This window comes from Massilia suwonensis (assembly GCF_042655665.1).
GTDB classification, from domain to species: Bacteria; Pseudomonadota; Gammaproteobacteria; order Burkholderiales; family Burkholderiaceae_D; genus Telluria; species Telluria suwonensis.
In genome coordinates this window covers 851,093-864,716 of record NZ_JBHSMR010000013.1, presented here as the reverse complement: position 1 = coordinate 864,716, position 13,624 = coordinate 851,093, and the positions used below count along the sequence as shown (strand labels likewise).

The window sequence follows — 13,624 nt, the reverse complement described above, 5'->3', positions numbered from 1 at the left end:
CGCATGAAAGCGCTGGTCGAGGAACTGAACCGCCATATTTATAACTACCACGTGCTCGACGCGCCGACGATTCCGGACGCCGAGTACGACCGCATGTTCCGCGAACTGCAGGCGCTGGAAGCCGAGCACCCGGAAGCCGTCTCGCCCGACACGCCGACCTCGCGCGTGGGCGCGGCGCCGATCCCGGAGTTCAAGCAGGTCACCCACGCGGTGCCGATGCTCTCGCTGAACAACGGCTTCCAGGACGAGGACGTCGACAACTTCGACCGCCGCGTGCGCGAAGGCCTCGACCTGCACGCCAAGGCCGGCGGCGTCGCCTATGCCGCCGAACTGAAATTCGACGGCCTGGCCATGAGCCTGCGCTACGAGAAGGGCGTGTTCGTACAGGCCGCGACGCGCGGCGACGGCTACACGGGCGAGGACGTCACCGCCAACATCCGCACGGTGCGTGTGATCCCGCTGCGCCTGCACGGGGGGCCGAACGGGGGAGACATCCCCGACATCCTCGAAGTGCGCGGCGAAGTCCTGATGTTCAAGGACGACTTCGCAAAACTGAATCAGCGCCAGCGCGACGCCGGCCAGAAGGAATTCGCCAATCCGAGGAATGCGGCTGCCGGCAGCCTGCGCCAGCTCGACGCCCGCATCACGGCCCAGCGTAGACTCCGCTTCTTCGCCTACGGCATCGGCCTGCTGGAAGGCGCCGAGATGCCGGAATCGCATTCGGCGGTGCTCGACTGGTTCGATCGGCTCGGCTTGCCGGTGTCGAAGGAACGCGCGGTCGTGAAAGGCCGCGACGGCCTGCTCGATTACTACCGCAGCATCGGCGAAAAGCGTCCGAATCTGCCCTACGAGATCGACGGCGTCGTCTACAAGGTCGACCGCCTCGCCGACCAGCGCCAGCTCGGCTTCGTCTCGCGCGCGCCGCGTTTTGCGCTGGCCCATAAATTCCCGGCCGAGGAAGCGCTGACGGTGGTCTCCGCGATCGACGTCCAGGTCGGCCGTACCGGCGCCATCACGCCGGTGGCGCGCCTGGTGCCGGTGTCGGTGGGCGGCGTGACCGTCACCAATGCGACCCTGCACAACGAGGACGAAGTGCGCAGGAAAGACGTGCGCGTGGGCGACACGGTCGTCGTGCGCCGCGCCGGCGACGTCATTCCCGAAGTGCTGGCTGTGGTGCTGGAGCGCCGTCCGCAGCCGGAACCGATGGTCTACACGCTGCCGACGACCTGTCCGGTATGCGGCTCGCACGTGGTGCGAGAAGAGGGCGAGTCGGTCGCGCGCTGCTCGGGCGGCCTCAGCTGCGCCGCCCAGCGCAAGGAAGCGATCCGCCACTTCGCGGGCCGGCGCATGATGGACATCGAGGGTCTGGGCGACCGCTACATCGACAGCCTGGTCGAGTGCAGCCTGATTCACGGCGTGGCCGACCTCTACAAGCTGACGCTGGATGACCTGCTCAAGATGAAGCGCCTCGCCGACGAGCGCGAAGGCACGGTGCCGGAGACGGTCAAACAAGGGAAAGTGCCGACCAAGTGGGCCGACAATCTCCTGAACGCGATCGCAGCCAGCAAGAATCCGCCGCTGGAACGCCTGCTGTTCGCGCTCGGCATCCGCCACGTCGGCGAGTCGACCGCGAAGACCCTGGCCGACTGGCTCGGATCGCTGGCGCTGGTGCGGCGCGCACCCGCCGCGCTGCTGCGTGTATTGCCCGACATCGGCGGTACGGTCGCCGAATCGATCGCCGACTTCTTTGCCGAGCCGAAGAACCAGGCCGCGCTCGACGCGCTGCTCGACGCCGGCGTGGCGCCAAGCGGCGAGCATGCGCCCAAGGCCGCGCTGCGCGAGCGCCTCGGCGAAGTGGAACTGCTGGCCGCGCTGGGCATCCCGAAACTGACCGAGCCGCGCGCGCGCCAGCTGCTGGCCGGGCGTACGCTCGAGGACCTGGCGCACCTGCGCGTGTTCAGCGTGTTCGGCCTGCCGGAAGCGAACGTCGCGGCACTCGAAACCTGGATGGCCGAGCCGGGCAGGCGCGAGACGCTGCAGGCCCTTTCGAGCCTGCGCGCCGAGTTGCTGGTGCAGCTGCCGGAGCAAAGCGAGGAAGTGCAGGGCGGCCTGGCCGGCCAGACTTTCGTGCTGACCGGGACGCTGCCGACCATGTCGCGCGATGCGGCGGGCGCGCTGATCGAGGCCGCCGGCGGCAAGGTGTCGGGCTCGGTATCGAAGAAGACTTCCTACGTGGTGGCCGGCGCGGACGCGGGCAGCAAGCTGGCCAAGGCCGAGTCGCTCGGCGTGACCGTGCTCGACGAGGCCGGCCTGCTGGCGCTGCTGGCGCAGGCACAATAACAAACTAGAGAACAAACGATGAACAAGATCCGCAAGGCCGTCTTTCCTGTCGCAGGCCTGGGCAGCCGCTTCCTTCCGGCCACCAAGGCGCAACCCAAGGAGATGCTGCCGATCGTCGACAAGCCGCTGATCCAGTACGCGGTGGAGGAGGCGGTCGCCGCCGGCATCACCGAGATGGTCTTCATCACCGGCCGCAACAAGCGCGCCATCGAGGACCACTTCGACAAGGCCTACGAACTCGAGGCCGAGCTGGAGGCGGCCAACAAGCAGGCCCTGCTCGAACTGGTGCGCGGCGTGATCCCGAAGAACGTCAACTGCATCTACATCCGCCAGTCGGCGCCGCTGGGCCTGGGCCACGCGGTATTGTGCGCGCGTCCGGTGGTCGGCAACGAACCCTTCGCCGTGCTGCTGGCCGACGACTTCATGGACACCGACCACGGCACCAAGCCGGTGCTGGCGCAGATGACCGAGGTCTACGAGTACGAAAAGTGCAGCGTGCTGGCGGTGCAGGATGTCCCGCGCGAGAACACGCGCCAGTACGGCATCGTCAAGGCCGACACCTACCGCAGCAATCTCGAGCTGGTCTCGAACATCGTCGAGAAGCCGCTGCCGGAAGAGGCGCCCTCGACCCTGGCGGTGGTCGGGCGCTACGTCCTGTCGGGCGCGATCTTCGACCACCTGGAACACCTTGGTCTTGGCGCCGGCGGCGAGATCCAGCTCACCGACGGCATCGCCTCGCTGATGCGCGCTGAACGCGTGCTCGCCTACCGCTACGCCGGACAGCGCTATGATTGCGGTTCGAAGCTGGGCTACCTGCAGGCGATGACGGCGATGGGGCTCAAGCACCCGGAAACGGCCGCCGGCTTCCAGGCCTTCCTGGCCGGGCTGGCAAAGGAGAACGGACATGGCAGTACGTGAGATCCTCAGGATGGGCGACCCGCGCCTGCTGCGCGTGGCCGAACCCGTCACCGCATTCGGCACGCCGGAGCTGGAAGCCCTGGTGGCCGACATGTTCGACACCATGCACGCCGCCAACGGCGCGGGTCTCGCCGCGCCGCAGATCGGCGTCAATTTGCAGCTGGTGATCTTCGGCTTCAAGAACAACCTGCGCTACCCGGACGCGCCGGAAGTGCCGGAGACGGTACTCCTGAATCCCGTCCTCACGCCGCTCTCGGACGAGATGGAAGAGGGCTTCGAAGGCTGCCTCTCGGTCCCCGGCCTGCGCGGCAGCGTGCCGCGTTATACCCGCCTGCGCTACGAAGGCGTCGACCAGTACGGCAAGCCGATCCGGCGCGAGGCCGAAGGCTTCCATGCGCGTGTGGTGCAGCACGAGGTCGACCATCTGCTGGGGATCCTGTATCCGATGCGGATCCGCGACTTTACGCGCTTCGGCTTTACGGAGGTGATGTTCCCGGGGCTCGATCCGGCGGCGGACGATTGATGGCGATGCAGGAACAGATGCTCGACGTGCGCGTCAGTGGCGACTTGCTGCTGGTCGAGACCCAAGGCGAGATGAACGAAACGATGCTGCGCGACTGCCAGCTGCGTGTGCTGGAACTGGCGCATGAGACGGGCCTGCGCCGCGTGCTGTACGACGCGCGCGGCATGATCCCGCCTGCGGCCGAGATGGCGCTGATGCAGCAGGCGCTCGACGACGAACTCGGCGGCCTGATGCTGCGCCGCGCGATCGTGGTGCCGGATACGCGCATCGCCTACCTGGCGCGCATCGCGTTTTTCGAAGGCGAAGACCGGGTCTTCTACGACGATGTCGAAGCGGCGAGCGCCTGGCTGCGCGAGAACTGATCCGGAACGTCCGCCGTACCGTAGGGTGGGGCGTAGCGGGGAATTCGGGCAGCATGCTGCCCGCCCGCGGAGCGCCCTGCCCGACCGGGCAGGGCACGGAGTGCCCACGCGGTACGGCGCTGGCATCGTGGCCGCGGATGCAGATCCCCGATCGGCAAGCGTTTCGAGTGCTGTGCCCTTTGCCGCTACTCTCATTTTGTATCCGCGTGGGCACGGAGTGCCCACCCTACGAAAGCTAGTCCTTCGGATATGGACTCTTTCCACCTTCTGCAATGAACCGGTCAATCCGCGCCGCCAGCACGGGCAGCGGCACCGATCCCAGCTGCAGCACGGTATCGTGGAACGCCCGAATATCGAACTTCGGCCCCAGCGCCTTCTCCGCCTTCGCCCGCGCCTCCATGATCGCCATCTGCCCCAGGTAGTACGACAGCGCCTGTCCCGGCCACGAAATGTAGCGGTCCACTTCCGTCGTCACCTCGTGCTCCGACAGCGCCGTGTTTTCGCGCAGGTAGGCCTGTGCCTGCTCGCGCGTCCAGCCCTTGGCGTGGATGCCGGTGTCGACCACCAGGCGCGAGGCGCGCCAGGCCTGGTAGCTGAGCATGCCGAAGACTTCGTAGGGCGTCTCGTAGATGCCCATCTCGGTGCCGAGGCGTTCGGTGTACAGCGCCCAGCCTTCGCCGAAGGCGGAAATGTAGGCCCGGCGGAAGGGCGGCACGCCTTTCTGTTCCAGCGCTACCGGCATCTGGAAGGCGTGGCCCGGCGCCGATTCGTGCAGGGTTAGCGCGGGCAGGCTGTAGAGCGCGCGCGCCGGCAGGTTCCAGGTGTTGACCAGGTAGACGCCGGGGCCGCCGCGCCCGGCCGTGTAGTAGGGCGCCTGATCTAGCGGGACCGGGCGGATCGCGAAGCGCTGGCGCGGCAGGTAGCCGAAGTACTGGCCGGCCTTGGCGTCGAACTTCTTGGCGATCCAGGCCGCGCGCATCAGCAGTTCGTCGGGCGTCTTCGCGTAGAACTGCGGGTCGGAGCGCAGGAAGGCCAGGAAGGCGGGCAGGTCGCCCTTGAAGCCCGACTGGCGGATGGTCTCCATCATCTCGGCGCGGATCTTCGCCATCTCGGCCAGGCCGATGCGGTGGATGGCGTCGGCGCTCATGTTCGTCGTGGTGAACTCGAGGATCTTCGACTGGTAATAGGCCTGCCCGTCCGGCAGGCCCGTTGCGGCCAGCGCTTCGCGTGCGCGCGGCATGTAATCGGCACGCATGAAGGCGAGTACCCGCGCATAGGCGGGCTGCACGTGCTCGCGGATCGCGGCCACGGCCTGGGCGCGCAGCAGCGCCTGGTCGGCGGCGGGAATCGCGGCCGGCATGTCCTTGAAGGGCTGGTAGAAGACAGTGGCTTCGGGCGCGCTTTCCGCCACCGAGGCCAGCGCCGCGTCGCGCCCGGCCAGGGTCACGCGCGGCGGCGTGAAGCCGCGCGCCAGACCGGCGCGCATATTGGCCAGCTGCTCGTCGAAGTAGCGCGGCAGGTGGGCCAGGCGCGCCAGGTAGCGGCGGTAGCCGGCAGCGGTGGCGATCGGCTGGCGCGCGCCGTAGGTGACGTCGGTCCAGAAGGCGCTGTCGGCATTCACCGGCTGCTCGTACTCGCGAAAACGCAGTTCCTCGACGAACGCGGCGATCTGCGCGCGGTACACCTGGTAGTTGATTTTCTCGGACGCGGAGAGGGCGGCGGCGTCGATGCCGCCGAGCCGGCGCAGCACGTCCTGCCAGTACGCCAGGCGCGCTGCCTGCGAGGCGGCGTCCACGCGGGGATAATCGCCCTCGACCTGGTCGCGGCTGGCCTCGTCGTGGGCCAGGCCCTGCTTGATGCGCCACTGCCACTCGGCGCGGTGGATCGCCGCGAAACGCGCGTCGGCGCCGGCTGCGCCCGGCGCCACGGCGGCGCGGGCAGGGGCCGCCTGCGCCGGTGCGCCCATCAGGATGCTGGCGGCGCACAGCGCAGCGGCCACGGTCTGTTTCCTCATCTCCCATCCTCGTGTTCGTTTTTCTGATTGGCATTATGTCGCACGAGGAATACGGTCGCCAGAAAACTTCTCGGAAAGCGGGCGCCGACGTAGGAATTTGCCCCTTCTGCATGTGAAAAAATAGAAATTGCCTGTATTACCTTTATAATCCAGGTTCAGCCGGCCAGACGGCGAATGCAACAGATAACAACCGACAGCTGAACAGCGAGCATGGACCACAACGAAGGCCAGCGGCCAAGGTCGCCCGGCGATGCCGGCCAGACCACCAGCAACGGCACCGCGGCCCTCGTGGAGCCCTGGCTGCTCCTGAGCGAACAGCTCACCCCGCTGATCGGCGAAAGCGGATTTTGCGCCCTGTTCGGGCGCGCTCTGCGCTTGTCGGCCGTGCGCTTCGAGCGCCTGGGCAGCTGCGACAGCGCCCGGCCCGTGGCCGACCTGCTGATGTCCCTGACAAGAACCCTGAACGAGATCGGACCCGGGCACGCCGCGCAAGCGAATGGCGTCCTGCTCGGCACTTTCACCACGCTGCTGGGTAACTTGATCGGTGAAGCGCTAACGCAACAGCTAATACACGTCGCACAAGAAAGCGCAAACGGGCAGAAGCATGGACAGGAGCAGAAGTAAATGAGCGATAAAGTAGCCTTGGGGCTCTTGCAAACCGGTGTGCCAGGACTGGACACGCTTCTCGGCGGCGGCCTTCCCGAGTTTTCGTTCAACCTCGTGGCCGGTCCGCCGGGCAGCGGCAAGACGACGCTGGCGCACCAGATCATGTTCGCCCTGGCCACGCCCGAGCGGCGCGCGCTGTTCTTCACCGTGCTGGGCGAACCGCCCCTCAAGATGCTGCGCTACCAGCAGCAGTTCTCCTTCTTCGACGTCAAGAAGGTAGGGCCGGCGATCCGCTACGTGAACCTCGGCGAGACCCTGCGCACCGGCGACTTCAGCGGCGTGCTCGACCGTATCATGGCCGAGGTCGAGGCCTTTTCGCCCTCGCTGGTATTCGTCGATTCCTTCCGCTCCGTGGTCCAGACCGCCAAGCCGGGCAACGAGGGCGTGGCCGACCTGCAGTACTTCATCCAGGAACTGGGCACGCGCATGACGAGCTGGCAGGCGACCACCTTCCTGATCGGCGAGTACATGAACAACGATCCGGAAGCGAATCCGATCATGACGGTGGCCGACGGCATGCTGTCGCTGACCCAGGCCCACGAGCACAGCACCGTGGTGCGCAAGATGCGCGTGGTCAAGATGCGCGGCCGCGCCCACCTGGCCGGCTCGCACAACTTCCGCATCACCGACGACGGCCTGCGCGCCTACCCGCGCATCCTGCCGCCGCTGGCCGCCGACCGCCAGCCGGGTGCGCCGATCAACCGCGACCCGGACCGCATCCCGACCGGCGTGCCGGGGCTCGACGCCATGCTGCTCGGCGGCGTGCCCCAGGGCCACACGATGCTGGTGTCGGGCCCGACCGGCTCCGGTAAAACCATCATCGGCACCCGCTTCCTGCAGGAAGGCGTGCGCCAGGGCGAGAAGGGCGTGGCCGTGTTCTTCGAGAAGGGCACGCCGCGCCTGCGCAATGCCGAGCTGGCGGAACTGGTCCAGGGCGGCGACGTTACCGTGGTCGAGAGCCGCCTGCTCGATCTGACCGTGGACGAACTGATCGACGAGATCCAGGCCACCTTGCAGCGCACCGGCGCGCGCCGCCTGGTGATCGATTCGCTGTCCGAGTTCGCGCTCTACATGGCGCCGGAATTCCATGCCGACCTGCGCCAGGCCGTGTTCCGCCTGCTGACGGTGGTGGCCAAGCACGGCGTCACGGCCCTGGTCACGATCGGCCTGGACGACGATTTCACCGGCCTGCATTTCAGCGAAGCGAACATCTCCTACCTGACCGATGCGGTCGTGGCGCTACGCTACGCCGAGGTCGACGGCAGGCTGCAGAAATTCATGTCGGTCGTGAAGGTACGCGGCTGCGAGCACAGTACCGACCTGCGCGCCTACCGGATCACCGACGCCGGGCTCGAGGTCGACAGCGATGCCACCGAGGTGGCCGGCGTGCTGGCCGGCGGCTGCGTGCGCAAGCCTGGATCGACATGAGGAGCACAGGGAATGTTCAACGAAGACGAATCCGGTTCGATGCAGCGTTCCCTTGATCCCATGGACGATACCGTCCCGTCCGACGCCTATACCGGCGCCCTCCATCGCCACATCGGCAGCCTGGAACAGGAAGTGGCACGCCTGCGCGCCGCCGTGGTCGGCAAGGAGGAACTCGAGAAAAGCGTGGCCCGCCTGCGCGAAGCCAACGAACACCTGGTGCTGGCCGCGATCAGCGCCCAGGGCCTGCGCGACGACGCCGAAGCGGCCAACCGGCGCCAGAACGAATTCCTCGCCATGCTGGCGCACGAACTGCGCAACCCGCTGGTACCGATCAGCATGTCCTCGATGCTGCTGGAGCGCTCGGCCGACGCCTCCCCGCAGCTGCTCAATTTCACTAAAGTCATCCGGCGCCAGGTCGACCACATGGCGGCCCTGCTCGACGACCTGCTCGACGCCGCCCGCATCAGCAGCGGCAAGATCACCCTGCACCTGGAGCCGCTGTCGCTGTCCGAGACGATCGACCAGGCGCTGGAAACCGTGTTGCCGCGCATCGCCGAGCGCAGCCAGCACTTCGAACTCGAGCTCCCGCCGGAACAACTTGCCACCCGCGGCGACCGGGTGCGCCTGACCCAGGTGTTCACCAACCTGATCGGCAACGCCTCCAAGTACACGGGCGACGGCGGCCGCATCGCACTAAGCGTGCGGCAGGAAGGCGAGGACATCGTCGCCGTCGTCGCCGACAACGGCACCGGCATCGCGCCCGAGGTGCTGCCGCATATCTTCGACCTGTTCACCCAGGGCCCACGCTCGCTGGCGCGCTCGGAAGGGGGCCTGGGCGTGGGCCTGAACGTGGTGCGCAACCTGGTCAGCATGCACGGCGGCACGATCACGGCCGACAGCCCGGGCGTCGGGCAGGGCAGCCGCTTCACGCTGCGCCTCCCGAGCTGCGCCTTGCCGGCCGCGGCGCCCGCGCAGCCGCCGGCGGCAAGCCTGTCCGGCCGCCGCTGCCGGGTGCTGATCATCGAAGACAATCCCGACGCCTGCGAGATGCTCAAAGCCTTCCTCGACATGGAAGGGCACGAGGTGGCGATGGCGCAGGACGGCCAGGCGGGCCTGGACGCGCTGCTCGGCCAGGACTACGACGTGGTCGTCTGCGACATCGGCCTGCCCGGCATGGACGGGCTGGAAGTCATGAGCCGCCTGCGCGCATCGAGCGGCGGCGCGCGTCCGGTGGCGATCGGCCTGTCCGGCTATGGCCAGCTCGAAGACCGCGCGCGCGCCGCGGCGGCCGGCTTCGACCACTACCTGGTCAAGCCGGTCAGCCCGGACGCCTTGCTGGCGCTGGTGGCGGCGCGCGCCTGATCCACGCTCGCGGCCGGCACTAGCCGCCGATTTCCAGTATCCAGGCGCGTAGGGTGGGCGCTCCGTGCCCACCATTACGTGCTCCGTTTGCTCATCGTTTTGGTGGGCACGGGGCGCCCGATGAAACCGTGGTCGAGGCCATTGGCCTCGCCCACCCCTACGTCAGTGGATCTCCGGATTCGCAGCGGGCGTCGGTCCCGAACCGCCGATTTCCTGTATCCAGTTGCGCCACAGGCTGCGCGCCGCGTCCTGGTAGCGCGCAGCCGCCGCCATCAGGATCTGGCGCGCGTCGAGGGCCATCAGCTCGGGCGGCAGCAGCGGGTCGCGCACCAGCAGGCCTATCGCTTCGCGTCCCAGCAGCAGCGATTCGCGCAAGGCATCGACCACTCCCTTGTCGCGCATCCGCGCCGTGTGGGCCTCGAGCGCGCCGGCCAGGGCCGCATACTGCCGTTCGAGCGCATCCACATTCCATAATCCCCGGGCCTGCGCCTGGCGCGTCGCGTCCAGGCCGGTCAGGCGAAACAGCGTCGCCTGCGGCGCCAGGCCCAGGCCCGGCAGGTTCGCGCGTAGCGCCTCGATGCCGCCTTCCAGGTTGTCGGGCCTCAGGTGCAAACTTGGTTCGAACTGGGCGAAGCCGCGCAGGGCCAGGGCCAGGCAGTGATGGCGCCACGCGGTCTTGTCCGAGCGCTGCACCAGGCTGTCGTGCACGGCCACCCAGTCGCCGTTCCACGCCACCATGCCGGCGCCCTTGCGGCGCCAGGCGTCGACGTCGCCGAACAGCGGCCGCGATGCCGGGCTGACCGCATACACCCCGCGCGCCGGCTGGCGCAGCTTGCCCTGTTCGCACAGGCGGTTCAGGGCCACCCGCACGGCCGTTTCGCTCAGGTCCATGACGGCGCCGGCGCGGCACAGCACCTGCGAGGACAGGGCGGTCCCGTTGGCGATCAGGAGGTCGAGGATCAGCTCCGGCGCCCGCAAGGGGCGGTGCGCGATATTACAGGTGGTGTCCATAGTTGCGTAATAAAGAAACAATTCATAGTATCTCTCCATTACCGATGGGAAAGCAATGAAAGACATCCTGTTCACGACCGATGGCGCGGTCTGCGCGATCACGATCAACCGACCCGACTGCCGCAACGCCGTCGACGGCCCCACCGCGGTCGCACTGCGCGCCGCCTTCGAGCGCTTCGAGCGCGACCCGGCGCTGCGCGTGGCGGTGCTGTCCGGCGCGGGCGGCAACTTCTGCGCCGGCGCCGATCTCGCCGCGGTCGGCAATCCGGCCCTGCGCAACGAACTCGATCCCTGCGGCGGGGGCGGCGGTCCGATGGGGCCGACGCGCATGGCGCTGTCCAAGCCCCTGATCGCGGCGGTGAGCGGCTACGCCGTCGCCGGCGGCCTCGAACTGGCGCTGCTGGCCGACCTGCGCGTGGCGGAAGAAGAGGCGGTGTTCGGCGTGTTCTGCCGGCGCTGGGGCGTGCCCCTGATCGACGGCGGCACGGTGCGCCTGCCGCGCGTGGTCGGCATGGGGCGCGCGCTCGACATGATCCTCACCGGCCGCCCGGTGGGCGCCTCCGAGGCGCTCGCCATGGGCCTGGTGAACTATCTCGCCGCGCCCGGCAAGGCGCTCGACCGCGCCTGCGAACTGGCGCATGCCATTGCCGCCTTCCCGCAGACCTGCATGCTGGCCGACCGCAGCTCGGCCTATGCGCAGTGGGACTTGCCGCTTGCCGAGGCCCTGCGCCAGGAAGGCGTGCGCGGCACGCCGGTCGTGTTTGCCGAAGGGCTGGCCGGCGCCGGCGAATTCGTGGCGGGCGCGGGGCGCCACGGTAGTTACCCGGCCTGACGGGGTCGACATCCACATAGAGAGGAGACAGCGATGCAAGTGAAAGCGAAGCAGACCGGCCGGGCCCAAGGCCCGAGCTACCGCGAACTGATCCGGCGCGGCGCGCTGCAGCACGGGCCGCGGACCGCGATCGTCTTCGGCGACGAGAGCATGACGTTTGCCGAGGTCGACGCCGTCAGCAGCCGCCTGGCCCACGCCCTGCTCGGGCTGACGCCGCAGCGCAGCCGCATCGGCCTGCTGCTGAATAACGGGTTGTACAGCGTGCCGGTCGATTTCGCCTGCGTGAAGGCGGGCATGAACCGCGTGCCCTTGAATACCCGGTTGTCGCTGGCCGAGCACACGCGCATGCTGCAGGAAGCCGATTGCAGCTGTCTGGTCTTCGGTCCGGGCCTGGGCGAACAGGCCACGGCCCTGGCCAAGGCGGTGCCGGGCCTGCGCTGCTTCGGCATCGGCGCGAGCGGCGCGGATTCCCCCGATTTCCTGGGGCACCTCGACGCCTTCCCGAGCGAGCCGCCGCGCATCGCGATCGATCCGGACGACGTCGTGCTGACCCTGTACACCTCGGGCACCACCGGCACGCTGAAGGCGGCCCAACACACCCAGTCGACCTTCGCGGCGATCTGCCGCAACGTGCTGAACAACCTGCTGAATGCGACCCCCGACGACGTGATGCTGCACGCGGCCTCGCTGATCCACGCCAGCGGCGTGTTCGTGCTGCCCTTCTGGCTGCGCGGCGGACGCACCGTGATCCTGCCCGGCTTCGAGCCGGGTGCTTTCCTGCGCGCGATCGGGCAGCACCGCGCCACCGCCATCAACCTGGTGCCGACCATGCTGCAGATGCTGTTCGAGCATCCGGACGCCGCCGCTCTCGACGTCGCCTCGCTGAAGTACGTCATCTACGGCGCTTCGCCGATGCCGCGCGCCGTGATCGAGCGCGCCATGGCGGCCTGGGGCCGCGAACGCTTCTGGCAGTACTACGGCCAGACCGAAGTGCCGCTGTGCCTGACGGTGCTGCGGCCCGAGGACCACGTCGACGCGCTGCTCGACAGCTGCGGCCAGCCCGCGAGCGAGGTCGAGATCCGGCTGCTGGACGAGGAGGGCCGCGACGTCGCGCCCGGAGAGCCCGGCGAGATCACGGTGCGCGCGCCCTCGGCGATCGGCGGCTACTACAATGCGCCGGAACTGAACGCCGGCACCTTCATCGAGGGCGGCTGGGTACGCACGCGCGACATCGGCGTGTTCGACGAACGGGGTTTCCTGCGCCTGAAGGACCGGACCTCGGACATGATCATCAGCGGCGGCTACAACGTCTATCCGAGCGAAGTGGAAAACGCGCTATTGAGCCACCCGGCGGTGCGCGAATGCGCCGTGGTCGGGATGCCGGACGAGAAGTGGGTCGAATCCGTGACGGCGGTGGTGGTGCTGCGGGCGGGGCACCAGCCGAGCGAGGCGGAGCTGATTGCCCACGTCGGCGCGGCGCTCGCCTCCTACAAGAAGCCGCGGCGCATCCTGTTCGCGGGCAGCCTGCCGAAGACCGCGGTAGGCAAGATGAACCGCAAGGCGCTGCGCGATTCGCTGCGCAGCTAGCCCTGGGCCGCTGCCGGGAGCCGCGCCAGCCACGCCGCGCGCGTGATCTCCCAGGCGGCGTGCGGCCGTTCGTACCAGGTCTCCTCGCCGCGGTAGCGCATCCCGAGTTTCTGCATCACGCGCGCCGAATTCGCATTCTCGGGCAGGCAGACCGCGACTAGCAGCGACGCCCGCAAGGTCTCGAACGCCCAGCCGGCCATCGCCTGTGCCGCCTCCAGCGCCAGCGCCTGTCCCCACTTGTCGGGCACCAGGCGCCAGCCGATTTCGTGCGGATTGGCCGGGGCGCGGCCCAGGTACTGGATGCAGCCGGCGCCGATCAACCGGCCCGAGTCGCGTTCGATGAAGGCCCACCACGAAAAGCCATACTGCGCCCAGCGGCCTTTCACCAGTTCGATCATGCGGCCGGTCTGTTCCGGCGTCTCGGGCGTGCCGGTAATGAAGCGCATCACTTCCGGCAGGCGGTTCATGGCCTGCAAGCCGTCGAAGTGCTGGTCGTCGATCGGCTCCAGGCGCAGGCGGTCGGTCGTCAGTATCGTCATCGGTAGTCCCAAATAAAAAGGGCCGGCGTTGCGCCGGCCCTT

General features: G+C 68.3%; 12 protein-coding genes. 9 read left to right on the top strand and 3 right to left on the bottom strand.

The features are described from left to right. The first annotated feature begins 3 nt into the window (after positions 1-3). Genes ligA through ACFPQ5_RS11830 form a run of 4 tightly spaced genes read left to right on the top strand, consistent with a single transcriptional unit; the run spans position 4 to position 4,143 of the window. A complete protein-coding gene (gene ligA, locus ACFPQ5_RS11845; RefSeq protein WP_379760089.1) occupies positions 4-2,340 on the top strand; it encodes an NAD-dependent DNA ligase LigA in 2,337 nt (778 codons plus the stop codon). 18 nt (positions 2,341-2,358) lie between these two features. Next, positions 2,359-3,258 (top strand): UTP--glucose-1-phosphate uridylyltransferase GalU, encoded by a 900-nt coding sequence (gene galU, locus ACFPQ5_RS11840; RefSeq protein ID WP_379755406.1) that lies wholly within the window; start codon positions 2,359-2,361, stop codon positions 3,256-3,258. Further along, the gene (gene def, locus ACFPQ5_RS11835) at positions 3,245-3,781 is read left to right on the top strand and encodes a peptide deformylase (protein ID WP_379755402.1); all 537 of its coding nucleotides are present in this window, start codon (positions 3,245-3,247) and stop codon (positions 3,779-3,781) included. The genes galU and def overlap by 14 nt, the downstream gene beginning before the upstream one ends. After that, the gene (locus tag ACFPQ5_RS11830) at positions 3,781-4,143 is read left to right on the top strand and encodes a hypothetical protein (protein WP_379755399.1); all 363 of its coding nucleotides are present in this window, start codon (positions 3,781-3,783) and stop codon (positions 4,141-4,143) included. The genes def and ACFPQ5_RS11830 overlap by 1 nt, the downstream gene beginning before the upstream one ends. A gap of 235 nt (positions 4,144-4,378) precedes the next feature. Here ACFPQ5_RS11830 and ACFPQ5_RS11825 read toward each other — a convergent pair whose 3' ends face one another. Then, entirely contained in the window at positions 4,379-6,157 is a 1,779-nt protein-coding gene (locus ACFPQ5_RS11825; RefSeq protein WP_379755396.1) for a DUF885 domain-containing protein, read from the bottom strand. Between the two features lie 210 nt (positions 6,158-6,367). On the opposite strand from ACFPQ5_RS11825, the gene ACFPQ5_RS11820 reads away from it, so the two are divergent. Genes ACFPQ5_RS11820 through ACFPQ5_RS11810 form a run of 3 tightly spaced genes read left to right on the top strand, consistent with a single transcriptional unit; the run spans position 6,368 to position 9,613 of the window. Beyond that, positions 6,368-6,781, top strand: a complete 414-nt coding sequence (locus ACFPQ5_RS11820) for a hypothetical protein (protein ID WP_379755393.1) — start codon at positions 6,368-6,370, stop codon at positions 6,779-6,781. Next, positions 6,782-8,251, top strand: a complete 1,470-nt coding sequence (locus tag ACFPQ5_RS11815) for an RAD55 family ATPase (RefSeq protein ID WP_379755390.1) — start codon at positions 6,782-6,784, stop codon at positions 8,249-8,251. A 12-nt stretch (positions 8,252-8,263) separates the two neighbouring features. After that, positions 8,264-9,613 (top strand): hybrid sensor histidine kinase/response regulator, encoded by a 1,350-nt coding sequence (locus ACFPQ5_RS11810; RefSeq protein WP_379755387.1) that lies wholly within the window; start codon positions 8,264-8,266, stop codon positions 9,611-9,613. A 162-nt stretch (positions 9,614-9,775) separates the two neighbouring features. Here ACFPQ5_RS11810 and ACFPQ5_RS11805 read toward each other — a convergent pair whose 3' ends face one another. Beyond that, positions 9,776-10,624, bottom strand: coding sequence for a PaaX family transcriptional regulator (locus tag ACFPQ5_RS11805; protein WP_379755384.1), 849 nt, complete (start codon positions 10,622-10,624; stop codon positions 9,776-9,778). 55 nt (positions 10,625-10,679) lie between these two features. On the opposite strand from ACFPQ5_RS11805, the gene ACFPQ5_RS11800 reads away from it, so the two are divergent. Next, complete coding sequence (locus tag ACFPQ5_RS11800) at positions 10,680-11,456, top strand: crotonase/enoyl-CoA hydratase family protein (protein ID WP_379755381.1); 777 nt, start codon at positions 10,680-10,682, stop codon at positions 11,454-11,456. 33 nt (positions 11,457-11,489) lie between these two features. Further along, positions 11,490-13,043, top strand: coding sequence for a class I adenylate-forming enzyme family protein (locus tag ACFPQ5_RS11795; RefSeq protein WP_379755378.1), 1,554 nt, complete (start codon positions 11,490-11,492; stop codon positions 13,041-13,043). Here the strand turns inward: ACFPQ5_RS11795 and ACFPQ5_RS11790 are convergent. Continuing rightward, entirely contained in the window at positions 13,040-13,582 is a 543-nt protein-coding gene (locus tag ACFPQ5_RS11790) for a GNAT family N-acetyltransferase (protein ID WP_379755375.1), read from the bottom strand. The genes ACFPQ5_RS11795 and ACFPQ5_RS11790 overlap by 4 nt on opposite strands. Positions 13,583-13,624: the final 42 nt, after the last annotated feature.

Excerpts from the sequence above, each read along its gene's own strand:
- ligA (WP_379760089.1), top strand. The coding sequence starts at position 4 with ATGAAAGCGCTGGTCGAGGAACTGAACCGCCATATTTATAACTACCAC.
- galU (WP_379755406.1), top strand. The coding sequence starts at position 2,359 with ATGAACAAGATCCGCAAGGCCGTCTTTCCTGTCGCAGGCCTGGGCAGC.
- def (WP_379755402.1), top strand. The coding sequence starts at position 3,245 with ATGGCAGTACGTGAGATCCTCAGGATGGGCGACCCGCGCCTGCTGCGC.
- ACFPQ5_RS11830 (WP_379755399.1), top strand. The coding sequence starts at position 3,781 with ATGGCGATGCAGGAACAGATGCTCGACGTGCGCGTCAGTGGCGACTTG.
- ACFPQ5_RS11825 (WP_379755396.1), bottom strand. The coding sequence starts at position 6,157 with ATGAGGAAACAGACCGTGGCCGCTGCGCTGTGCGCCGCCAGCATCCTG.
- ACFPQ5_RS11820 (WP_379755393.1), top strand. The coding sequence starts at position 6,368 with ATGGACCACAACGAAGGCCAGCGGCCAAGGTCGCCCGGCGATGCCGGC.
- ACFPQ5_RS11815 (WP_379755390.1), top strand. The coding sequence starts at position 6,782 with ATGAGCGATAAAGTAGCCTTGGGGCTCTTGCAAACCGGTGTGCCAGGA.
- ACFPQ5_RS11810 (WP_379755387.1), top strand. The coding sequence starts at position 8,264 with ATGTTCAACGAAGACGAATCCGGTTCGATGCAGCGTTCCCTTGATCCC.
- ACFPQ5_RS11805 (WP_379755384.1), bottom strand. The coding sequence starts at position 10,624 with ATGGACACCACCTGTAATATCGCGCACCGCCCCTTGCGGGCGCCGGAG.
- ACFPQ5_RS11800 (WP_379755381.1), top strand. The coding sequence starts at position 10,680 with ATGAAAGACATCCTGTTCACGACCGATGGCGCGGTCTGCGCGATCACG.
- ACFPQ5_RS11795 (WP_379755378.1), top strand. The coding sequence starts at position 11,490 with ATGCAAGTGAAAGCGAAGCAGACCGGCCGGGCCCAAGGCCCGAGCTAC.
- ACFPQ5_RS11790 (WP_379755375.1), bottom strand. The coding sequence starts at position 13,582 with ATGACGATACTGACGACCGACCGCCTGCGCCTGGAGCCGATCGACGAC.